Source organism: Paenibacillus sp. FSL W7-1088 (assembly GCF_037969855.1).
Lineage (GTDB): Bacteria > Bacillota > Bacilli > Paenibacillales > Paenibacillaceae > Paenibacillus.
This window is the reverse complement of record NZ_CP150216.1, coordinates 5,796,100-5,818,964: the sequence shown is the minus strand read 5'-3', so window position 1 is coordinate 5,818,964 and position 22,865 is coordinate 5,796,100. Positions and strand designations below refer to the sequence as shown.

The 22,865-nt window shown below is 48.4% G+C and carries 17 protein-coding genes and 1 other annotated feature; all 17 genes read left to right on the top strand.

What is annotated here, in order from left to right; translation table 11 throughout:
• Nucleotides 1–58 precede the first annotated feature (58 nt).
• Nucleotides 59–2,398: an endopeptidase La gene (lon, locus tag MKY42_RS26260; RefSeq protein WP_090904391.1), complete on the top strand. Its 2,340-nt coding sequence runs from the start codon at nt 59–61 to the stop codon at nt 2,396–2,398.
• Between the two features lie 156 nt (nt 2,399–2,554).
• A complete protein-coding gene (gene yihA, locus MKY42_RS26255; protein WP_339845891.1) occupies nt 2,555–3,208 on the top strand; it encodes a ribosome biogenesis GTP-binding protein YihA/YsxC in 654 nt (217 codons plus the stop codon).
• A 265-nt stretch (nt 3,209–3,473) separates the two neighbouring features.
• Complete coding sequence (locus tag MKY42_RS26250; RefSeq protein ID WP_090904389.1) at nt 3,474–4,064, top strand: non-ribosomal peptide synthetase module; 591 nt, start codon at nt 3,474–3,476, stop codon at nt 4,062–4,064.
• A 328-nt stretch (nt 4,065–4,392) separates the two neighbouring features.
• Nucleotides 4,393–4,800 carry an adenosylmethionine decarboxylase gene (speD, locus tag MKY42_RS26245; RefSeq protein WP_090904388.1) on the top strand — a complete coding sequence of 136 codons (408 nt, stop codon included), beginning with the start codon at nt 4,393–4,395 and terminating at the stop codon, nt 4,798–4,800.
• A 337-nt stretch (nt 4,801–5,137) separates the two neighbouring features.
• The gene (hemA, locus tag MKY42_RS26240) at nt 5,138–6,526 is read left to right on the top strand and encodes a glutamyl-tRNA reductase (protein ID WP_090904387.1); all 1,389 of its coding nucleotides are present in this window, start codon (nt 5,138–5,140) and stop codon (nt 6,524–6,526) included.
• A 53-nt stretch (nt 6,527–6,579) separates the two neighbouring features.
• Nucleotides 6,580–7,368: a cytochrome c biogenesis protein CcsA gene (gene ccsA / locus MKY42_RS26235; RefSeq protein ID WP_090904569.1), complete on the top strand. Its 789-nt coding sequence runs from the start codon at nt 6,580–6,582 to the stop codon at nt 7,366–7,368.
• 5 nt (nt 7,369–7,373) lie between these two features.
• Nucleotides 7,374–8,024 (top strand): bifunctional precorrin-2 dehydrogenase/sirohydrochlorin ferrochelatase, encoded by a 651-nt coding sequence (locus MKY42_RS26230; protein WP_090904386.1) that lies wholly within the window; start codon nt 7,374–7,376, stop codon nt 8,022–8,024.
• Between the two features lie 2 nt (nt 8,025–8,026).
• Nucleotides 8,027–8,983: a hydroxymethylbilane synthase gene (gene hemC, locus MKY42_RS26225; RefSeq protein ID WP_339845885.1), complete on the top strand. Its 957-nt coding sequence runs from the start codon at nt 8,027–8,029 to the stop codon at nt 8,981–8,983.
• Between the two features lie 4 nt (nt 8,984–8,987).
• Nucleotides 8,988–10,562: a uroporphyrinogen-III C-methyltransferase gene (cobA, locus tag MKY42_RS26220; RefSeq protein ID WP_339845883.1), complete on the top strand. Its 1,575-nt coding sequence runs from the start codon at nt 8,988–8,990 to the stop codon at nt 10,560–10,562.
• Between the two features lie 94 nt (nt 10,563–10,656).
• Complete coding sequence (gene hemB, locus MKY42_RS26215) at nt 10,657–11,658, top strand: porphobilinogen synthase (protein ID WP_090904383.1); 1,002 nt, start codon at nt 10,657–10,659, stop codon at nt 11,656–11,658.
• A gap of 22 nt (nt 11,659–11,680) precedes the next feature.
• On the top strand, nt 11,681–12,985 hold the full coding sequence (hemL, locus tag MKY42_RS26210; protein ID WP_339845879.1) for a glutamate-1-semialdehyde 2,1-aminomutase: 1,305 nt from the start codon (nt 11,681–11,683) through the stop codon (nt 12,983–12,985).
• Nucleotides 12,982–13,890 carry an RluA family pseudouridine synthase gene (locus MKY42_RS26205; RefSeq protein WP_090904381.1) on the top strand — a complete coding sequence of 303 codons (909 nt, stop codon included), beginning with the start codon at nt 12,982–12,984 and terminating at the stop codon, nt 13,888–13,890. The genes hemL and MKY42_RS26205 overlap by 4 nt, the downstream gene beginning before the upstream one ends.
• Before the next feature lie 136 nt (nt 13,891–14,026).
• Nucleotides 14,027–15,505 carry a LysM peptidoglycan-binding domain-containing protein gene (locus MKY42_RS26200; protein ID WP_339845874.1) on the top strand — a complete coding sequence of 493 codons (1,479 nt, stop codon included), beginning with the start codon at nt 14,027–14,029 and terminating at the stop codon, nt 15,503–15,505.
• Between the two features lie 158 nt (nt 15,506–15,663).
• Nucleotides 15,664–15,942: a binding site (T-box leader), on the top strand.
• A 59-nt stretch (nt 15,943–16,001) separates the two neighbouring features.
• Nucleotides 16,002–18,668 carry a valine--tRNA ligase gene (locus MKY42_RS26195; RefSeq protein WP_063568110.1) on the top strand — a complete coding sequence of 889 codons (2,667 nt, stop codon included), beginning with the start codon at nt 16,002–16,004 and terminating at the stop codon, nt 18,666–18,668.
• A 77-nt stretch (nt 18,669–18,745) separates the two neighbouring features.
• Entirely contained in the window at nt 18,746–20,122 is a 1,377-nt protein-coding gene (locus MKY42_RS26190) for a folylpolyglutamate synthase/dihydrofolate synthase family protein (RefSeq protein WP_339845868.1), read from the top strand.
• Between the two features lie 56 nt (nt 20,123–20,178).
• Nucleotides 20,179–21,498: a UDP-N-acetylmuramate--L-alanine ligase gene (murC, locus tag MKY42_RS26185; protein WP_256222490.1), complete on the top strand. Its 1,320-nt coding sequence runs from the start codon at nt 20,179–20,181 to the stop codon at nt 21,496–21,498.
• A 119-nt stretch (nt 21,499–21,617) separates the two neighbouring features.
• Nucleotides 21,618–22,817 (top strand): SPOR domain-containing protein, encoded by a 1,200-nt coding sequence (locus tag MKY42_RS26180; RefSeq protein ID WP_177185885.1) that lies wholly within the window; start codon nt 21,618–21,620, stop codon nt 22,815–22,817.
• The last annotated feature ends 48 nt before the right edge of the window (nt 22,818–22,865 follow it).

The window sequence follows — 22,865 nt, the reverse complement described above, 5'->3', positions numbered from 1 at the left end:
AACATTTGATAGAATAATGAATGACTACAACCTGAGAGCCATTGGAGGTGCGAAAGCGATGGGACCGAGCAAAGCGAAAGGTCGTCGTTTTCCTTTACTGCCTTTAAGAGGACTTCTCGTCTACCCGAGTATGGTACTGCATCTCGATGTGGGCCGGGAGAAATCGGTCAAGGCTTTAGAAAAAGCGATGGTAGAAGAACATTTGATTCTCCTATGTTCCCAAGCCGAGGTAAATATTGAAGAACCAACACAAGAGGACATTTTCAGAATCGGAACCGTTGCCAAGGTCAGACAGATGCTGAAGCTTCCAAACGGGACGATTCGTGTACTTGTGGAAGGCTTGGAACGGGCTGAAATCATTGAATATACGGACAACGAGGAATATTATGAGGTTCTGGCTCAAGAGCTTCCTGAAGAGGAGAACAGTCATCCGGAAACAGATGCGCTGATGCGTACAGTTCTGAACCAGTTCGAAAATTATATTAATCTGTCCAAAAAGGTTACACCTGAGACACTTGCGGCTGTGTCCGATATTGAAGAACCGGGTCGCTTGGCTGATGTAATCACCAGTCACCTTTCCTTGAAGATCAAGGACAAACAGGAGATTTTGGAAACCATCGACGTTCGTGAACGGCTGGAGAAGCTGCTGGACATCCTGAACAACGAGCGGGAAGTACTGGAGCTTGAACGCAAAATCAGCCAGCGAGTGAAGAAACAGATGGAGAAAACCCAGAAAGAATATTATCTGCGCGAGCAGATGAAGGCGATTCAGAAAGAACTGGGTGAGAAAGAAGGCCGTGCCGGCGAGGTTGAGGAACTTCGAAATCAGATGGAGGCTCTTGGCTTGCCGGACAAGGTAAAGGAAAAGGTCGAGAAAGAAATTGATCGACTGGAGAAAATGCCATCAAGTTCTGCCGAAGGCGGCGTTATCCGCAACTATGTAGATTGGCTGCTGGGACTGCCTTGGACGCAGATGACAGCCGATGATCTGGATATTCAGAAGGCTGAAGATGTGCTAAATGCAGATCACTACGGTTTGGAAAAACCGAAAGAACGTGTGCTTGAATATCTGGCTGTCCAGAAGCTGGTGAAAAAGCTTAAAGGACCGATCCTCTGTCTGGTTGGACCTCCAGGGGTCGGGAAAACGTCGCTTGCCCGCTCTATCGCCAGATCGCTTGGACGCGAATTCGTCAGAATATCGCTGGGTGGCGTGAGAGATGAAGCAGAAATTCGCGGTCATCGCCGTACTTATGTTGGTGCAATGCCAGGCCGCATCATTCAGGGCATGAAGACGGCGGGGTCACTCAATCCGGTGTTCCTGTTGGACGAGATTGATAAAATGGCTTCGGACTTCCGTGGAGACCCTTCCGCAGCGTTGCTTGAAGTACTTGATCCCGAACAGAACAATACGTTTAGTGACCACTTTGTGGAGTTGCCGTTTGACTTATCTAACGTTATGTTTATTACAACCGCCAACACAGTGCATAACATTCCACGTCCACTTCTGGACCGGATGGAGATGCTCAATATTCCGGGGTATACCGAGCTGGAGAAGCTGCAAATCGCCAAAAACTATTTGCTGCCGAAACAGAAACAGGACCATGGCCTGGAAGAAGATCAGCTGAATATCGGGGATGACAGCTTGCTGCGTGTCATTCGTGAATATACACGAGAGTCTGGCGTGCGGAATTTGGAACAGCAGATGGCATCGTTATGCCGGAAAGCGGCCAAAAACATCGTCTCTGGTGCGGAAGGTCAGATTAATATTACACCGGATGAAGTGAAGGATTATCTTGGTCCGGGTAAATTCCGCTACGGTATGGCCGAACTGGAAGATCAGATTGGTACGGTGACGGGACTGGCGTGGACTGAAGTGGGTGGAGATACCCTCGTGATCGAGGTTACCGTTGTACCTGGAACAGGCAAGCTGACGCTGACAGGTAAACTGGGCGATGTCATGAAGGAATCGGCTCAGGCGGCATTCAGCTACACCCGCTCCAAAGCTGCACAGCTTGGCATTCCGTCCGACTTCCACGAGAAGAACGACATCCATATCCACGTTCCGGAAGGAGCCATTCCAAAGGATGGACCATCCGCCGGAATTACAATGGCGACGGCCTTGATCTCTGCTCTAACGAACAAACATGTCTCCAAAGACATTGCCATGACTGGCGAAATAACGCTGCGTGGTCGTGTGTTGCCAATCGGCGGACTTAAGGAAAAATCACTGGCGGCTCACCGCGCCGGTTACAAAAAAATATTATTGCCCAAGGATAACGAACGGGACCTGCGGGATATTCCGGACAGCATCAAGGAAGATGTGGAATTTGTTCCTGTAGCCCATATGGATCAGGTGCTGCAACATGCGCTTGTGGAACAGGCAGGAATACACCTGTAGCCCGTTAAACGAGGGATCGTATGAAGAGTAAACCGTTCTGCGGAAGCTTTGGCGTCCGCTGGAACGGTTTTTTTGGTATGATAGAACAATCCATGGCATAATACCAACAGCAGCTCTAAGTAAGAGCACAGGAGTTAAAGAGAGGACAGATACATTATGAAAGTAAATCAATCCGAATTTATTATCAGTGCCGTTCGGCCTGAACAATACCCCGAGGACGGCCTGCCCGAGATTGCCTTGGCGGGACGATCCAATGTAGGGAAATCATCTTTGATCAACCGTTTGATTAATCGCAAAAACTTAGCACGGACGAGTTCTACCCCTGGTAAGACACAGCAACTGAACTATTATAAGATCAATCAGGATCTCTACTTCGTCGATTTCCCGGGATATGGCTACGCTAAAGTTTCCAAAGAGCAACGCTTTGCCTGGGGCAAAATGATGGAGAAATACTTGCTGGGACGCGAGGAATTGAAACTGGTCATGCAGATGGTGGATATGAGACATGAGCCATCCAAGGATGACAAGATGATGAATGAGTGGCTCCGCCATCATGGATTGCCTCTGGTAGTGGTTGCGACGAAGATGGACAAGATTCCAAAAACGCGTAGAGCCAAACATATTAAAGTCATCAAGGAAGCTTTGGATCTTCGTCCTGGTGATCTGTTTGTACCGTTTTCATCGGAAGAAGGTTTAGGTAAAGAAGAATTATGGGAGATCATTACCCGCTTTGCCGGAATCGGTCAAACTTCAGCGGAAGAAGAGCCACAGGCTGAGGAAAATCACGAAGACTACGAAATTAAAGGATAACCGGGGATTACGCCATTTTGATGCAGGAAAGCGAGCAACTGGGGTGGATCTTTAATGCGATCAAGGATTAATCCATTTTTTATGGATTTTCGTGGAAATTCATTGTTTTATTTTGGAGCGAAATAGCTATACGGTAGTGTATAATGAGTATAGGTGCATTGTACCAACGGTACCAAAGTAGCGGCCTTACCGACCTGAAGAATTTTGAGATCACTGCCGCTGTGCAGGAAGACAAAACAATCGGGAAAGAATTGAGGAGATTTTTATGGCTCAGCGATTAGCCACAGAGTATGTTAAAGCCACTTTGAAATTGTCAGAACCCCAGATGCATCAGTTTTTGCGCATGACAGAGGATGGCCGGATTCATCAACGTGTGAAGGTGATGGAGAATGGCTGCCAGGAAATTGTGCTCGTAGATGTGAGTGGAGAAGAAGTTCATTTCCCTTTTGACCGTAGGGAAGGGTTTTACATCTGTGAGTTATCTTGCCGCCTGGTAAACCATCATCTGACGAACGTAGTCCGGAAGCTCTTTATGACCTTTAAGGGTGATGGCGTTGTTCATCGGATTTATGAAGAGTTCACCATGACGTATGTTTATACTCAGGGCGTTGTCCGTAAAATTGTGGAGCAGACGGGTGAGAATATCCGTGTCATCTACGAATACAAAAATACGTTGCTTGAATTGCAGCGTGTGTTCCAGGCTCGGGATATTGAGCGCGAGATAAACCGGGTATACGCCGAGGTTGATTCGTTACTCGATACAAGAATGGATGCTTCTACTTCTGAACAACTCCAGCAGATTGATGAAAAGCTTGCGCGCCACCAGAAACGGCTGTTTGAGCTTGAAGCCTATTGACCTAAAAGAGTGAATTATACAAGTATTTAACTGACCATCCCCTAATGCTCTGATCTGGCACATTCCAGGCAGAAGCGAAAGGGGATTTCTTGATTTTGAAAGCGGATTGGGACTTAATCTTTTATTTTTTCATCTTCCTAAAAGGGGTTGCATTCCCTTTGATTAGATGTTATTTTTAATCTCGTTGAAATGAAAAGAATATAGGAACCAGGATTCACTCAGGACATTATATGTTGCGAGAGATTTTTCCCTCGGGAAGTGAATGACGTAGGTCCTAGCGGATGAAATTTGTTTAAACATTTTATTCCTAGGAAGGGGGCGCCGAAGGATGGAATATTCAACTTTCGGAAGACACGTTGCTGTGGATGCTTGGGGTGTAGACTTTGATCTACTAAACAGTGCGGAGTATTTGCAAGCTCAATTGGTTGAAGCAGCGGAGGCATGTGGCGCGACAGTAATGTCCGTACAATCCAAGCAGTTTGAACCACAAGGAGCAACAGTGCTTGTACTGCTGTCTGAGAGTCATCTCTCGATTCATACGTATCCTGAGAGAGGGTTTGCAGCCATTGATTGCTACACTTGTGGGGAGACGGTAGACCCGCAAATGGCCATTGATTACCTGGTATCCGTATTAAAACCGGAAAAAACGTACGCAAAGAAACTGGTACGTGGATTGGGCGAATTGCAAGTGGAGACACCGGAAATGAATACAAATGAACTGGTATATATGATTTAATAACGACAGCATGAATAATGTTCACATATCGGGGTGGAACGAAGATGATCCCAAACCTGAATAGTCATGGAGCCTTCCATGGCTATTTGTTTTATATGGGATTTTCCTAAATCTTTATCATTAAAACAAGTATTTAACGCATAACGGTGAAGATTGGTGAGACACTACAATAAATGACAATGCATAAGATGATCTACATGGGGATTTCATAAACATTTCATAAAAATGGCCCAGTCATACTATGGATGTGTGATATAATTAACCATGTCAATCATAAATGGATGAACATATGTAGAAAACACTTTGATTGGAAATTTATTAGGCAGGTGAACTTGCAATGCACATCGTTGTCGTTGGTTTGAATTATCGCACGGCGCCTGTAGAGGTTAGGGAACGATTCACATTTGCAGAAAAGGACTTGTCTGAAGCGCTGCAGCAGCTCAAGCTGACCAAGAGTGTATTGGAAGGTGTAATCGTAGCCACATGTAACCGTACCGAGTTGTATGTTGTGGTAGACCGTCTTCACATGTGTGGTTATTTTATTCGGACGTTCATGGAACAATGGTTTAATGTTCCGCGAGAAGAATTTACGCAACACTTATATATATATGAAGATGATCAAGCCATGCGCCATTTGTTCCGTGTGATTTGCGGGCTGGACTCGATGGTTATTGGCGAGACTCAGATTCTTGGACAGGTGAAACAGGCTTTTTTCAAAGCACAGGAAGAAAAAGCTACGGGCACCTGGTTTAACATGCTGTTCAAACAGGCTGTTACATTAGGCAAACGCGCACATTCAGAGACTTCAATCGGTGAGAGTGCGGTATCTGTAAGTTATGCTGCTGTAGAACTAGGCAAGCGTATATTTGGTATGTTCACCGATAAGAAGGTGCTGATTCTGGGTGCCGGCAAAATGAGTGAACTTACAGTAAAACATCTGTATAGCAACGGAGCCTCTGAAGTTATTGTGGCGAATCGAACACTTGCACGAGCTGAGGAATTGGCAGCGAAGTTTCGAGGGACACCATGTACAATGGAACAGGCGCTAGAGCGACTGAACGAGGTTGATATTGTCATCAGTTCGACGGGGGCCGAAAGATATGTACTGGATGCCACTGTTGTTCGAGAGAGCATGAAGCGTCGTCAATCGCGTCCGCTGTTCCTGATTGATATTGCTGTTCCACGGGATATTGATCCGGCGATCGGCGAGTTATCCAATGTATTCCTTTATGATATTGATGATTTGGAAGGAATCGTGGAGAGCAATCTGGAGATGCGTAAGGTGGAAGCTGCCAAGATCGAGAAAATGATTGAGCTTGAGATGGAAGACTATTATCAATGGCTCAAAACGTTGGGCGTTCGCCCTGTCATTCGGGCATTGCAGGAGAAAGGCGCTTCCATTCATGAAGAAACGATGGATAGTCTGTTTAATAAATTGCCTGAACTGGATGAACATCAGCGTAAAGTTATCCGTCGTCTGACGAAAAGCATCGTGAATCAAATGACGACAGATCCGATTAACCGGATTAAGGAAATGGCTGGTACCAAGCACGGCGATGAAGCACTGCGCATGTTTACTCAGATCTTTGCTTTGGAGGATGCTGTAGAGGTGGCCGCTGAGAAAGTAAATCAGAGTGATGCCACGGCTCTGCGCAAACCGGATGCCGTTCATCTTAACGATTCCCGGCAAGACCCCGTGCCGGCTTATGCTCCGGCAGGCGTATAAGGCGGGTGGGCAGCTTGACCCTAGCTGAACAAATCTATGAAGCTTTAATTTATATGTATGCCCTGAGCCTACTGTTCTATTTCTCGGACTGCATTCGACGCAATGCGGGGGCGAAGCGGACAGGCACAGGGTTTCTTGTTGTTGTGTGGGCGCTTCAGGTGTTCCATGTCATTTTGCGTATGTTAACTGAAGGGCATTTTCCAATCTACACCACGTTTGATTTTTTGTTTATCTTTTCATTTAGTATTGTGCTGATGTCTCTGGTGATGACTCGGATTCAGCGTTCCGAATTTGTCATTTTATTGCTGAATGTGGTTGGTTTCTCCGTTACGGTGTTGAACCGGTTGTGGTTTACAGCAGGTGAGATATCTCTGCATAACTGGCAGACTGTGCACGGATTGCTTATTATGCATATCACCTTGGCCAATCTAGGTTTCGCGGCTCTCACAGTAGGTGCTGTATTTGCCATGTTATATCTGTTTTTGCACCGCAAGCTGAAGAACAAGAAATGGAATGATACCGTACGTCGTCTACCGAGTCTCGAAGTGATCAGCAAATATATGGATGGTGCTACACTGATTGGCACACCTCTTCTTGGTGTTTCTATCATGCTTGCTGTATTATCCATTGTAGCCGAAACGCGCTGGAGCCTGCTCTTGGATCTCAAGGTTATTGCAACGGGACTTGCCATAGCAATCTATGTGGGGTACTTCGTATTCAAGAGAAGGAAACAGTTCTCCACAGTGATTATGGCGAGATGGACGTTGATCGGATATGCCTTTGTCATTATCAGTTTTTTATCCAATGCGTATTCAGCGTTTCATCGTTGGACGGGAGAGTGAAGGGGATGGAACGGTACACGCCAATATTTGTGGATATATCAGGAAAATCCTGCTGCGTGGTTGGAGGCGGACGTGTCGCTGAACGTAAAATAAAAGGTTTGCTTCATGCGGAAGCGCAGATCAAGGTTATTAGTCCGGAAGTTACGCCAACGTTACAACAATTGCATCATGATTCCCGAATTCAATGGCTGGCCCGGTCCTACCGCAATGGAGATTTGCGGGGGGCCTTTCTCGTATATGCAGCAACGGACCATAGTGAAGTGAACACAGCGGTTGTCCAAGAAGCTGAAGATGCGGGTATACTGGTTAACGACGCCATATCTTCTGAGCGAAGCACTTTTATTACACCAAGTGTGGTCAGGCGCGGAAGGCTAAGCATTGCAATATCGACCGCTGGAGCAGGGCCTGTAGCCGCAGCAGAAATTCGTGATACCTTGGAACAGCAATTCGGAGATGAGTACGAGACATATATTGAATTTTTGTATCAGATGAGGATGGAAGTAAAGGCACGTGTATCTTCTTCAGGTGTCAGAGCTAAATTACTCCGTCGTTTAACCGAAATGAATGTGCTGGAAAAGATCCGTACAGGTCAGTTTCAGTGGTGGACCGAAGAACAAATTGGGGACTGGATATCCCATAATCAGGAGGACGTGTAGACATGCGGACAATTAAAGTGGGAAGCAGACAAAGCGCACTTGCTTTGACCCAGACAGGCCATGTAATTCAAGATTTACGTGATATTTGTGAGCGGGAAGGATTAGCTTTTGATTTTGAAGTACATAAAATCGTTACAAAAGGAGATTTGATTCTGGATGTAACTCTGTCCAAAGTCGGAGGCAAAGGACTGTTTGTCAAAGAGATTGAACAGGCGATGATAGATCGCACGATTGATATGGCTGTTCATAGCATGAAGGATATGCCTTCCGAGTTGCCTGAAGGGTTGACGAACGGAGCTGTTCCGCGCCGTGCAGACCCTCGTGACGCACTGATTTCGAATGGTGGACTCACATTGGATCAATTGCCGGAAGGTGCAAGAGTGGGGACGAGCAGTCTGCGTCGGTCCAGTCAATTGAAATCATACCGTCCGGATTTGAAACTCGAATCGCTTCGTGGCAATATTGATTCCCGTCTGCGCAAGCTGGAGACAGAAGGTTTGGACGCCATTATTTTGGCTGCTGCTGGTTTGTATCGAATGGGCTGGCAGGATCGGATTACGGAATATCTGTCAGAAGAAGCTTGTCTTCCCGCAGTAGGGCAGGGTGCGCTCGGCATTGAATGCCGTGAAGATGATGCGGAGCTGCTTCATCTGTTGCAATTGTATAATGATCCGGAAACCGCATTTCCTGTGTTGGCTGAACGTCGCTTCCTTAGTGTATTGAATGGGGGCTGTCAGGTTCCGATTGGAGCTCATGCCGTATGGGTGCCACAGCAAGAAGCAGATTCCCCGAATGGACAAAACACGTTACAATTAACAGGTATGGTCGGTACGCCGGACGGCGGACTGATTCTTAAAGAAGCGTTGACGGGCAAAGATCCGGTTCGTCTTGGAGAAGAAGTGGCTTGGAGATTGATTGAACGGGGAGCAGAGCAGATACTGGCAGAAGTTAGGGGATGAAGACATGGTGGGGAAGGTCTTTTTGGTTGGTGCAGGTCCAGGGGACGCCAAGCTGATTACGGTAAAAGGCTGGGAATCGATTGGTAGAGCGGATGCTGTCGTTTACGATCGGTTGGCTAGTCCGAGATTACTTAAACAAATGAAGCCCGGCGCGGTTAAGATCTATGTGGGCAAACGGCCGGATCGACATACGATGAAGCAGGAAGAGATCAACCAGCTTTTGGTTGATCTCGCACTGGAAGGCAAGGTTGTGGTCCGGCTTAAAGGGGGAGACCCGACGATATTCGGACGCGTAGGTGAAGAGGCTGATCTGCTGCGCAAAAACAACATTCCTTTTGAAATCGTACCTGGTGTAACCTCAGCAATAAGTGTACCTGCTTATGCTGGAATACCTGTGACCCACCGCGACTATGCTTCCTCTATTTCCATCATTACGGGGCATGAGAGTCCGGACAAGCTTGACCGCAGTATTCATTGGGATAAAGTGACGAATGCTACAGGCACACTGGTATTTATGATGGGTGTCTCCAAAATTGGATATATCAGCGAACAGTTGATTCGTCACGGACGCCCGGCGCAGACACCGGTGGCATTGATTCGCTGGGGCACAAGAGCAGAGCAGGATACAATCACTGGTACGCTTGAAGATATCGAAGCAAAAGTGATCGCTGCGAATTTTCAACCACCCGCTGTCATTGTTGTTGGTGAGGTGGTGAACCAGCGCGAACAGTTGAAATGGGCAGAAGCACTTCCGTTGTTTGGCAAACGCATTTTGGTGACGCGAGCTCGCAGTCAGGCTAGTGAATTGGTGAACCGGATCGAGGAACTTGGCGGCGAACCTTACGAATTTCCGGTAATTGAGACCGTGATTCCATCAGGGGAGTCGGCACTGGAAAGTGTCAAACAGGCCTTTGGTGCGTTAAATACATTTGACTGGGTATTTTTTACGAGTGTAAACGGAGTGGAATTCTTTTTCCGTCATTTGCAGCAGCAAGGTAAAGATATTCGCTCCATTCATCAAGCGAGAGTTGCTGCGGTAGGACCTTCCACTGGGGAAGCTTTGCGTAAGTATGGCATTGTAGCGGAGGTCATTCAGGGGCCATTTCAGGCTGAAGGTATGCTTGAAGCATTTGAAAATGAATTGAAGCAAGGCCAGAGGGTGCTTTTACCGCATGGAGATCTTGCACGTTCCTGGTTGCCTGAACAGTTGAGGGAGCGGGGACTTCTGGTCACCGAGGCAATTATCTATGACACCATTCTGGCTGGCGAGGATGACGATGAATTGCTGAAGCTGCTTGAAGAGGGCGGCATTCATGCGATGACCTTCACGAGTTCTTCCACCGTCACCAATTTCATGAGTATTTTGAAACGGATGGGATTGCAGGACCCTTTGCCTTTATTGAAAAATGTAGAGGTCGCATGTATCGGGCCTGTTACAGCGAAGACGGCAGAAGCAGCAGGCTTGAAGGTCACCATGATGGCTGAAGAAGCAACCATTGAGAGTCTGATTTCTGTGTTGTCTGATTGGAAACGAAAGCCTGCTACAGAAGCTGTATTTCCTGCTAACCATATAAATTGAACCGCAATCGATAGATGAAGCGTGCTGAATTCGTTACGATACCGGCGCGCTTCGCTTTTTGCTCCATATCACTATTCAAGGAGGTTTCACACGTATGAGTTTTCCAATTGTGCGGCATCGCCGTTTACGTCAATCCACAGGTATTCGCAATATGGTGAGAGAGACCCATTTGACTGTGGATGACTTTATCCAACCCATCTATGTTACTTATGGTGAAAATGTAAAATCTGAGATCAAATCTATGCCAGGCGTATTCCGCTTCTCGCTGGATCGTCTGCAGGAAGAAGTGAAGGAGATTGCCGAACTGGGTATTCCGGCTGTGCTCTTATTCGGTATTCCCGAAACCAAAGACAGTGTTGGTTCGTCTGGATTCGCAGAAGATGGTATTGTACAGGAAGCAACGAAGCTGATTAAGTCCTGGTATCCTGAGCTGCTGGTTGTTGCGGACACCTGTTTGTGCGAATTCACCGATCACGGTCATTGTGGCATGGTGCACACGGTTGAAGTGGACGGTCACATTTGCGGAGATGTCCTTAATGACGAATCACTGGAGCTGCTCGTGAAAACAGCGGTATCCCAGGCCAAAGCTGGAGCGGACATTATTGCACCATCCAACATGATGGATGGATTTGTCCAAGCGATCCGTGCCGGACTGGATGAGAATGGTTTTAGTCATATTCCGATTATGTCCTACTCCGTAAAATATGCGTCGGCATTCTATGGTCCATTCCGCGAAGCTGCCGATTCCACGCCGCAATTCGGAGATCGCAAGTCATATCAGATGGACCCGGCGAACGCGCGTGAAGCATTACGTGAAGCCGAAACCGATGTGCTCGAAGGAGCTGACATGCTGATGGTGAAACCTTCCCTGTCCTATCTGGATGTCATGCGTACGATCAAGGACAATTTTGATCTTCCACTGGTTGCTTACAACGTAAGTGGAGAGTATGCCATGGTGAAGGCAGCAGCAATTCAAGGCTGGATTGATGAGAAGAAAGTGGCCATGGAAATTCTGCTGAGTATGAAACGTGCGGGGGCAGATATGATTATTACGTACTACGGAAAAGACGCGTCACGCTGGCTGGCCGAGAAATAAATTTATATTAAGGAGGATGTTCATGACTGCACAACAAGGAACTCGTCGTAATGATGAGCGCTCACGCAGCGCATTTGAAGAAGCCAAGCAGTACATACCTGGGGGTGTGAACAGTCCCGTTCGGGCGTTCAAATCGGTGGGGCTTACCCCGATCTATGCAGAGCGCGGAGAAGGCTCCAAAATCTATGATATCGATGGCAATGTTTTTATTGATTATGTGGGATCCTGGGGTCCGCTTATTATGGGACATGCACATCCTGACGTTGTGGAAGCTTTGCGTGAGACAGCCCTTAAAGGAACAAGCTTTGGTGCGCCAACACTGCTGGAGACCGAGATGGCTAAACTCGTCTGTGAGCGTGTGCCTTCGATCGATATTGTACGAATGGTGAATTCCGGTACGGAAGCAACCATGAGTGCAATTCGGCTGGCACGTGGTGTAACCGGACGCAGTAAAATTTTGAAATTTGAAGGATCATATCACGGACATGCCGACAGCTTGCTGATCAAAGCAGGATCTGGTGTAGCAACACTGGGTCTGCCTGACAGCCCTGGTGTTCCTGAAGGTGTGGCCATCAATACGATTACGGTTCCATACAATGACCTGGAGTCAGTGAAGCTTGCTTTTGAACGTTATGGTGAAGAACTGGCAGCCGTCATTGTGGAACCTGTTGCAGGTAATATGGGAGTTGTGCCACCAGTTCCAGGTTTCCTTGAAGGCTTGCGTAGTTTGACGTCTCAATACGGCAGTTTGCTCATTTTTGATGAAGTTATGACCGGATTCCGTGTAGGGTTGAACTGTGCACAGGGACGATATGGCGTAACACCTGACCTGACTTGTCTGGGTAAAGTCATCGGTGGCGGGCTTCCGGTGGGTGCTTATGGCGGCAGACGTGATCTGATGGAACAGATTGCTCCGACCGGACCGATCTATCAGGCAGGGACGCTGAGCGGTAATCCGCTGGCTATGGCAGCAGGTTATACGACACTTAAATTGTTGACACCGGAGGTCTATGATCGTCTGGAGACACTGTCCGCACGTTTGCAAGCAGGATTCGAGAAAAATGCAGCTGAGACGGGTGTAGCCATAACCATTAACCGTGTTGGTTCCATGGTATGTCCATTTTTCAGTGCTGTTCCGGTTACGAATTATGATATCGCCAAAGAAAGCAATCTGGATCAATTTCGTCGTTACTTTGCGGCCATGATTGATCAGGGTGTGAGTGTTGCGCCTTCCCAATACGAAGGCATGTTTGTCTCTGGCGTGCATACGGAGCAGGATATTGACGATACGATTGAGGCGAACCGTAAGGCCCTTCAATCGCTATGACCATCAAAAGTTGGAAACGCCGCGGGGAATGGCTTGAGCTGATGCCAGGCAAAGCGGTGACGGGAAGTTCAGACAGGCAAACGGCTGCAGAGCAATGGCTCTTGTCCGAGCTTCAGTTACCAGAGAAAATGTTGCGTCAGCTAAAGACGAACCAGGGCATACAACTGGCAGGGGACCGGCTTCGGCTGGCCCTTTTTGCGTCTCAGCCGATCGATGTTGAACCGCGTTGGACGGATATCGATGTTTTGTATGAGGATGACTTCTGTCTGGTTGTGCACAAACCGGCCGGAATGAAGCTTCATCCCGATGGGAGCCGGGCGGATCAAGCGATTACGCTGGATCACGCGGTGGCCTCCTATTACGAAATGAATGGAATTCAGGCGAATGTACGCCATGTTCATCGTCTGGACGAGGACACAACTGGGCCTGTTTTATATGCCAAAAATGCTTTTGCTCTCGCCAAACTGGATGAAGCCATGCGGCGTAAAGACATTGGGCGGCATTATGTTGCCATTGCAGGCGGTCAGATATCCACGGAGCTGATTACGATTGATGCTCCGATTGGGAAGGACAGGCATCACAAGCAACGCAGACGTGTCTCTGAAGGTGGACAGGACGCTGTAACTCATGTGGAGATCGTGGAGGTGTGGGACAGGGCTACCCTTGTCCGGCTGACACTGGATACAGGGCGTACACACCAGATTCGGGTGCATTTAAGTTATGCGGGGCATCCCCTCGTCGGAGATGAGTTATATGGAGGCAGAAGGGATTCTATTGGTCGGCAGGCGCTTCATGGTGAGACGCTGAGTTTTAGTCATCCGCTCACAGGGGCACGAATTGAAGTGGCTGATCCTTGGCCGCAGGATTTCGAACAACTGGCAGGGCGGGAAGACAAGGACCAATAAACTGGGAAGGTTTGCATAAAAGGTGGCATGCTCATCTCATTCAAGGCATATAGATGGGGTAACGAAGGATTTGGACCATGGATCAGTCCCATGAGAAGGATCATGGTGAACATATGCCGAAAGGAGGACGCCACCTTTGTTGAATCAACCTTATGGTTTGCGGTTCGATATTTATGAGCGCGTTCATTTGTCAGAGGGAGTCCCTGCGATTGAGGAACTGGAGGAAATTGAGTTATATCCCCGTATTCAGGTGATCGGTCAGGATGATCATGCAACATTACGAGGTCATCTTTTGCTAACAGGTGCGTATCGGGGAGAGAATGAGATCTCGGAGGAACTCAAACATTTTATCCCGGTGGAGATCACGGTACCCTTGAACCGGGTAAGATCGCTTGAGGATATTTCCATTGAGATCGAAAATTTTGATGTCGATTTGTTATCCGACCGAAGTCTGAACATTACTGGCGTATTGTCGCTACGCGGCATCGAGGGCTTTCCGGTGGAGGAACCGCAGGTCTGGTCAGCAGATGAATTTACCGTTATACATTCGCCCGATCCTAGGCAGGGCGACCGTTCAGCTGACACAGAGCAGACAGGCAGCTCTCCCAATGTATTTGCTCAGGAGTATTTGCTTCAACGGAGCGAAGAGGAGCTGCAGCGGGAACATCTATTTCAAGCTACTCCCGAACCGTTTCAGTCTTGGCAGCAAGGGGATGGGAACGCGGAGCAAAGCAAAATAGGAGCTGAAAACAACGAAGAGTCCTCATCCTTGAGGGACAAGGAGGATGAAACGCAAGCGGAAGTGTTGTCCGATACGCCTTCTCCCGTTTCGTCTTTTTTGGCGGAGACAGCCGACAGGTTGGCTTCTTACCCTGAATCCGAGCCTTTGCTTCCTCTGGCTGAAGAGTCGTCTGTCTGGTCCGAGCCTTCCGTCGAGACCTTACATACGAACTTGAGGAATTCGGAACAGGCCGATTCCAAGCGGGACGCGCAGCCTTCCGATGAACCTGCAGCACCGGACGTATGGCATTTTGAATCTGCCCGATCCGAACCAAAGCAAGAGGAGAAGGCGGTTGCAGATGTCCCGGCAGGTTCGCAGTCAGAGAACTGGCAGGATGTCTTTGCAGCGTCTGAACCGGAAATTTCAGAGGAAGACAGACCTCCTCTTGAAGCGTTGGACACGAATGAGTCCGTTGAAAAAGAAGCATTTATTCCTGAACCTGTGGCTGAGACGGAAGACAAGCCGGAGCTCAAGGTTGCTTTTGGCAGCAAGAGAGAGACTGCGCCCAAACAGGAAGAAGGCGTGGGCATCTCCTCCTTGTTATCCTCTGGCAGAGTGACACGTGAAGCGGAAGCAGAACGGGAGCAAGAGGCACTCGCTGGAGTCCTGCAGGAAGAAGCATACCAGCCTGATGATGTAGAGTGGAAGAACCTGTTTCTCGGCACCATTGTCGATCAGACTCCGTTCCGTAAGGTGAAATTATGCATTGTACAGCGTGAAGAGACACTCGATACTATAGCAGACCGATATCAGTTAAGTACCCGAGAGCTCCAGTTGTATAATCGTCTTTCCGAACAGGTTGTGGAAGAAGGACAGATTCTATATATCCCTTAACCTGTAGGCAGGTTTAATGACCATTTCGACCCGTGATCCCTTGAGGATGGCGGGTTTTTGCTTTATCTGCCCTCAACCTGCATTGCAGCACGCTTTTTCCGCTGTTGTCAGGTTGACTATCGGGCACGGGCAGGGTATGATGTGTTTAGGTTTTTTGAAGAACAACGTGGATCGGGAGTAGTAGACAGTATGACCTTTCAGAGAGCGGGATTGTAGCGCTGGGAAATTCCGTAGGAACCAACTGATCGAAGTCGCCCGGGAGTTGCCTGTTTGAATACAAGGGATGAGTAACTTTAGTATCATTCATTCCTAAGGTAGGATGGGCCGGTCGCAGCCGTTATCTGCTTGAAGTGTCACGTAAGTATAGAAGGGGTAGTCTATCTTCTATCTGCGTGAAACAAAGGTGGTACCGCGAAAGCTAACCTTTCGTCCTTTGATGGATGAAAGGTTTTTTTTGTTTTTTGGCGATGATGAATAAGTAACGGAGGAATGACACATGTCTGAACAAAAAAATTCAGCTGCAACAGAAATGCCAACCACATATGATCCGAAAGCTGCGGAACAAAAATGGTATTCCACTTGGATGGAAAATGGATATTTCAAGGCAGGCCAGCGCAAAGACGCTGAACCTTATACGATTGTAATTCCACCCCCGAACGTAACCGGAATGCTCCATATCGGGCATGCGCTCGATTTTACACTGCAGGATATTCTGATTCGTACCAAGCGGATGCAGGGCTATGATGCACTGTGGCTGCCGGGTTCTGACCATGCAGGTATTGCTACTCAAACCAAAGTAGAGCAGAAATTGCGTGAAGAAGGTCAGACTCGTTATGATCTGGGACGCGAAAAGTTCTTGGAGAAGGTATGGGACTGGAAGGAGCAATACGCAACAACCATTCGTCAGCAATGGGGCAAAATGGGCTTGTCTCTCGATTACTCGCGTGAACGTTTTACACTGGACGAAGGTCTATCCCAGGCTGTACGTAAAGTGTTTGTTCAACTGTATGAAAAAGGCCTCATTTATCGTGGCAAACGAATCATTAACTGGGACCCGGTGAACCGGACTGCACTGTCCGACATTGAGGTTGAATATAAAGAAGTTCAGGGTCACTTGTACCACCTGCGTTATCCGCTCAAAGACGGAAGTGGTTATGTCACAGTAGCGACTACTCGCCCGGAAACGATGCTGGGAGATACGGCAGTTGCTGTTCATCCGAAGGATGAGCGTTACGCAGACATGATTGGCAAGGTGCTCGTTCTGCCTATTATCGGACGCGAAATTCCGGTTATTGCAGATGAGTATGTAGATAAAGATTTCGGAAGCGGCGCCGTGAAAATTACGCCTGCTCATGATCCGAATGACTTCGAAGTGGGCCTCCGTCATGATCTGCCGCAGATTACGGTGATGGATGAGACGGGTACGATGAATGCCGAAGCAGGCAAATATCAGGGACTTGATCGCAGCGACTGCCGTAAGCAGATTGTTGCCGACCTGCAAGAACAGGGCGTATTGATCAACATCGAGGATCATACGCATCAGGTTGGACACAGTGAACGTACAGGAGCTGTCGTTGAGCCATATTTGTCGACACAGTGGTTTGTTGAGATGAAGCCACTCGCAGAAAAAGCGATTGAGAAGCAACAAAGCGGTGAAGGGGTTCATTTTGTTCCGGATCGTTTTGAGAAAACGTATCTGAACTGGATCGAGAATGTTCGTGACTGGTGTATCTCTCGTCAATTGTGGTGGGGTCATCGTATTCCTGCCTGGTATGACGAGGAGACTGGAGAAGTTATTGTATCTGCTGAAGATCCGACAACATTGCCAGAATACGCTGGACGCAAGCTGAGACAGGATGAAGACGTTCTGGATACATGGTTCAGCTCCGCATTATGGCCATTCTCTACATTAGGCTGGCCGGAAGACACGGAAGATCTGAAACGTTATTACCCGACAAGTGTACTCGTAACAGGGTATGACATTATTTATTTCTGGGTGGCGCGCATGATCTTTACCGCTCTGGAGTTCACGGAAGAGGTTCCGTTCAAGGATGTGCTGATGCACGGTCTTGTTCGTGATGCAGACGGACGCAAGATGTCCAAATCGCTCGGCAATGGTGTTGATCCGTTGGATGTGATTGAGAAATATGGTGCGGATGCAATGCGTTACATGATCTCTACAAGCAGCACTCCGGGTCAGGATCTCCGTTTCCGCTGGGAGCGGGTTGAACAGGCTCGTAACTTTGCCAATAAAATCTGGAATGCATCGCGCTTCGCTTTGATGAATCTGGAAGGGTTCACCTATGAAGATCGTGATATTAGTGGAGACCTTGGAACAGCGGATTATTGGATTTTGCACCGCCTGAACGAAACTTCTCGTGATATTACGCGTCTAATCGAAGCATATGAATTTGGAGAAACAGGCCGTTTGCTGTATAACTTTATTTGGGATGACTTGTGTGACTGGTATATTGAATTTGCGAAGTTGTCCTTCTATGGTGAAGATCCGGTTGCCAAGAAGAAAACACAATCGGTACTTGCTTATGTGTTGGATCAGACTATGCGCCTGATTCATCCGTTCATGCCGTACATTTCGGAAGAGATTTGGCAGCATCTGCCGCATGAAGGCGAGACGATTACGTTGGCTTCCTGGCCGGTGTATGACCCTGCGTTGGAGAACCCAGAAGCAGTTGCCGAGATGAACCTGCTTATGGATACCATTCGTGCAGTACGAAACATCCGTGCAGAAGTAAACGTACCAATGAGCAAGAAAATTGAATTGATGGTGAAAGCGAACAACGCAGAGACATCCAGCATCATTGAACGCAACAGCCATTACATCAAACGTTTCTGTAATACGTCCGAGTTCGACAGCGGCCTGGATCTGAGCTCACCGGATAAAGCAATGACTGCTGTCATTACTGGGGCTGAGCTGTACCTGCCGCTGGCGGGTCTTATTGATATTGATCAGGAAGTGGCTCGTCTGGAGAAAGAGTTGCAGAACCTTGAGGGCGAAGTACTCCGTGTGGAGAAAAAGCTGGCGAACGAAGGCTTTGTTGCCAAGGCTCCTGCCAAGGTTATCGAGGAAGAGCGCGCCAAGCAAGCGGATTATTCCGATAAACGGGATAAGGTGATTGCACGAATCAAGGAACTGAAAGGTTAATATATTCGGGTCGGATGGAGTGCTTATGCGCCATCCGGCCGCTTTTTTCAACCAAACTCAAACCGAAGGTGAATCATATGACGGAACTTAACGGGACAGAAATAGCATCTCCTTTACTTACCTATGACGAGGCCGTGAACTGGATCAATGGCCTTATTCCTTTTGGCATCCGACCTGGATTGGAACGAATCGAGGGATTGATGTCATTGCTGGGCAATCCTCACCAGCGTCTCAAATTTATTCATGTCGCGGGAACGAACGGCAAAGGTTCGACTTGCGCTTTTTTGACGTCAGTGCTTCTTCAGTCGGGATATGATGTTGGAACGTTCACATCCCCGTATATCACCAAATTCACAAACCGTTTTCAGTACAACGGTGAGGACATCCCGGAAGAAACGTTGCTCAAACTCTCGAACCGTCTGTATCCGTTGGTTCAAGAGATGGCTTCAACTCCCCTTGGATCACCCACGATGTTTGAGGTATCCACAGCACTCGCCCTTCTGTATTATGCGGAAGAGTGCTACCCGGACATTGTGGTATGGGAGACAGGGCTCGGGGGAAGGATGGACGTAACGAATATTGTTACACCCGTGGTATCGGTCATTACCAATATCGGTATGGACCATACGGATGTACTGGGAGATACGATTGAGGCGATTGCTGGAGAGAAGGCAGGCATTATTAAGGCGGGGGTACCCGTTGTTACCTGTGCCACGCAGCCAGAGGCTGTGAAGGTGATTCAGGAAACGGCAGAGCGGCTGCGTTCAACCGTGTATCTGGCGGGAGATCGTTTCTCCTATCATAGGCTGGACAGTGATGAGAACGGACAATCTTTTCATTTTACAGGACCGTTCCGTGATCTGGACGTTCGTATTCGCATGCAGGGCGTACATCAATGCGATAATGCTGCGGGCGCACTTATGGTACTGGAGTTGCTTCGCCAATACATGGCATTTATGCTGGATGATGAAGATATTGCACTTGGACTGGAACATGCCTTCTGGGCAGGACGGTTCGAGAAAGTGGTTGATCAGCCCCGCATTGTTCTGGATGGAGCACATAATCCGGAGGGTGCCGAATCACTGGCCAAGAGCATTATCGACGTATATCCTCACAACAAGTTAATTTTGATGATGGGCATGCTGGCGAATAAGCATCACGAAGCGTATTTGCAGCATATACTGCCACTAGTGGATACGCTGATCCTGACCGAGCCAGATTTCCGACGCAAAATGGATGCAGCCGATTTGCTGCAGATCGTCGAACGGGTACGTCCCGCCATTGCGAAACCGGAGCTGGAAATCATCGTCGAGCCCGAATGGGCAAAGGCACTTGATCTATTGAAGTCACGGACGGAAGCGGAAGATCTGGGGGTGGTGTCCGGCACATTGTACCTCATTGCAGATGTGCGGGCAGCCCTTTTGCATCAAACCGATTCTGAAAAAGGTTGGTGAAAGTTTTGTTAAATACATCGGAACACGTTCATTTTATAGGAATTGGCGGATATGGCATGAGTGCCATCGCGAGAGTTATGCTTGAGATGGGATACACCGTTACCGGATCGGATGTCGCTTCACAGGAGTTGACCGAGAAGCTGGCAGCCAAGGGAGCGAAAATATATATCGGACATACAGCAGAGCACGTAAATGGGGCAGACCTGGTTGTCTACTCTACGGCTGCTCCGGCTGATAATGTGGAGCGGGTGGCAGCTGAAAAGCTGAACATCCCGATTCTGCATCGCGCCCAGATGCTCGCACGATTGCTGAATGAGCGCAAAGGTGTGGCTGTAGCCGGGGCTCATGGCAAAACAACCACGTCATCCATGATTGCACTTGTTATGGATAAATGTGATACAGACCCGACATACATCATTGGCGGGGAAATCATGAACGTGGGGACCAATGCCAAGGCAGGGCAAGGCGACTGGGTCGTTGCCGAGGCGGACGAGAGCGACGGTTCATTTTTGCAGTATCACCCTTGGCTCGGTATTGTGACGAATATTGAAGCGGATCACCTTGAGAACTACAACAGTGATTTTGAGGAACTCAAAAAGGCTTATGTGCAGTTCCTGAGTCAGATTCGTCCAGAAGGCACGGCTATTGTGTGTGCTGACGACGAGAATGTTCAAGCCATTTTGCCAGAGCTGAAATCACGGGTAACCACATACGGCATTGATTATGCTGCTGATTATACGGCAACAGATATCGTGCTTGGCGACCGCCGAATTTCCTTCACGATGAGCCATCAGGGCAATGTGTTGGGTACGGTGGAGTTGTCAGTTCCAGGTAAACATAACGTTTATAATGCGATGGCTACGGTCATCACCTGTCTGGAAGCAGGTATTCCATTTGAGAAAATTACGGCTGCCATTATCCAGTTCCATGGAGCAAAACGCAGATTCCAGGTGCTGGGCGAGGCGCGTGATATGCTGATTATTGATGACTATGCGCATCACCCGACCGAGATTGAGGCTACAATCAGTGCGGCCAAAGCAACGGGGAAACGTATCATTGCGGTATTCCAGCCACAGCGTTACACACGTACGTTCTTCCTGCTTGATGCGTTCAGTCGTGCCTTTGCAGAAGCGGATGAGGTTCTCATTACCGACATCTATTCCCCTGCGGGTGAAAAACAGATTGAAGGTGTTCACTCGGCTAGGCTGGTTGAACTCATCGTTCAAAACAGTAATGCTTCTGCACGTTATCTTCCGACAAAGGAAGAAGTTGTTGCAGATTTGCAGAACCGTCTTCAGCCAGGCGATCTTGTGCTCACGATGGGTGCAGGTGATATCTGGAAAGTTGGCGATACACTTGCCAAAGGGTTGAAATAAATACAATTGTAAAACCGTCTGACTTCATTTCGAAGCAGGCGGTTTTTTGCATGAAATGGAATGTTTCTGACTCTCTCCACATATAGCTGTTATAAATGGGACAAAGGAGAGGGTACGGGGTGAGCAATGCTAGAATGACGTTTCGCTTTGGGGATAACGAGTCGGACAAGCCTGAAAATAAGGGGATACCCACATCCAGCACATTTGCAGCTTTGAGTGAAGAAATTCCGCACAGTCCGACGCCAACACCAACGCAGTTGAACACAACACCTTCATGGACACCAGAGGAGATACCCGGTGACTGGGGAGAGACGATGCTGACAGGCTCCACTGTACCTGAACCTTACCCAAGAACGGATAAGGATTCTAAACTCGATGAGCCCGGATACAGTTATAAGCATCTAACTGCGTATCCGGGAGAGGAGGACGAGAACAGATCGGACGAGAATTATGGAGGCCATGATTGGCTTGCAGATAGTGAAAACTACTCGTATAAGCGAAATCGCCCCCCGAGGGGCTGGAAAATGATTGGTTCAGTAACGGGTGCGCTTGTAACCGGGGCCCTCTTCGGCATGGTTATTCTTTCTTTTTTTAATCGGGAAGGGGCTGTAGATCCTGGGAGCAAGATGCCCGCCAATCAGGAGGTATCGGCCGTGACAGGTCAGCAGGGAGTGGCAGGTTCGGAACAGCAGCTCCAGGCAACGACTACAGGCGGCAGCTATTATGCACTGCAATATGGTGTATTCAGTTCTCCTGAACGCGCTGAACAGGCGAAGGTGGAGCTGTCCCAGGCAGGCATTGCGGCAGGCTCCGATCCGGAGGACGGTAATCGGGTATATGCAGGCATTTCGGCTGACCGTGAGGAGGCCAAGCTGCTCAGCTCAAGGCTTAAGGCCGAAGGTGTGGAGCTGTACGTTAAGGAAATCGTCAACCCTGAAGTGAATCCGGCAGTTTTCGGCGGAAAAGCAGAGGATGTGAAGCAATTCTTCGCAAGTGGGTCGGCTTTGGTTGAACAACTGTCTACCCTCTCCATCCAGCAACTTGGTCAGTCTGTTCCTGAAGCCGTTTCAACCGAAACGATGACCTCTTTACAGAACCAGCATCAGCTCTGGCTGACCGGTTTGAATAGTATTGCACCGGGTCTGAGTGCAGACGTACAACCCTATGTATCCGCGATGGAAAAATCGATGAACAGTGCGGTAACGGCAATTGCCGAATACAACAAAAATCCGGCTAATGTGTATATGTGGTCTGTACAGTCCGATCTAATGGAATATGTATTACAGCAAAAAAAATGGCTTGAAGCGATAAAACAGTAATCAACGCTTTCCCATAACACAGCCTTGAAATACCTATCCGGCAAGGAA

Excerpts from the sequence above, each read along its gene's own strand:
- yihA (WP_339845891.1), top strand. The coding sequence starts at position 2,555 with ATGAAAGTAAATCAATCCGAATTTATTATCAGTGCCGTTCGGCCTGAA.
- MKY42_RS26190 (WP_339845868.1), top strand. The coding sequence starts at position 18,746 with ATGACGGAACTTAACGGGACAGAAATAGCATCTCCTTTACTTACCTAT.
- MKY42_RS26250 (WP_090904389.1), top strand. The coding sequence starts at position 3,474 with ATGGCTCAGCGATTAGCCACAGAGTATGTTAAAGCCACTTTGAAATTG.
- hemL (WP_339845879.1), top strand. The coding sequence starts at position 11,681 with ATGACTGCACAACAAGGAACTCGTCGTAATGATGAGCGCTCACGCAGC.
- hemB (WP_090904383.1), top strand. The coding sequence starts at position 10,657 with ATGAGTTTTCCAATTGTGCGGCATCGCCGTTTACGTCAATCCACAGGT.
- murC (WP_256222490.1), top strand. The coding sequence starts at position 20,179 with ATGAGTGCCATCGCGAGAGTTATGCTTGAGATGGGATACACCGTTACC.
- MKY42_RS26195 (WP_063568110.1), top strand. The coding sequence starts at position 16,002 with ATGTCTGAACAAAAAAATTCAGCTGCAACAGAAATGCCAACCACATAT.
- ccsA (WP_090904569.1), top strand. The coding sequence starts at position 6,580 with ATGTATGCCCTGAGCCTACTGTTCTATTTCTCGGACTGCATTCGACGC.
- hemA (WP_090904387.1), top strand. The coding sequence starts at position 5,138 with ATGCACATCGTTGTCGTTGGTTTGAATTATCGCACGGCGCCTGTAGAG.
- cobA (WP_339845883.1), top strand. The coding sequence starts at position 8,988 with ATGGTGGGGAAGGTCTTTTTGGTTGGTGCAGGTCCAGGGGACGCCAAG.
- MKY42_RS26205 (WP_090904381.1), top strand. The coding sequence starts at position 12,982 with ATGACCATCAAAAGTTGGAAACGCCGCGGGGAATGGCTTGAGCTGATG.
- speD (WP_090904388.1), top strand. The coding sequence starts at position 4,393 with ATGGAATATTCAACTTTCGGAAGACACGTTGCTGTGGATGCTTGGGGT.
- hemC (WP_339845885.1), top strand. The coding sequence starts at position 8,027 with ATGCGGACAATTAAAGTGGGAAGCAGACAAAGCGCACTTGCTTTGACC.
- MKY42_RS26230 (WP_090904386.1), top strand. The coding sequence starts at position 7,374 with ATGGAACGGTACACGCCAATATTTGTGGATATATCAGGAAAATCCTGC.
- lon (WP_090904391.1), top strand. The coding sequence starts at position 59 with ATGGGACCGAGCAAAGCGAAAGGTCGTCGTTTTCCTTTACTGCCTTTA.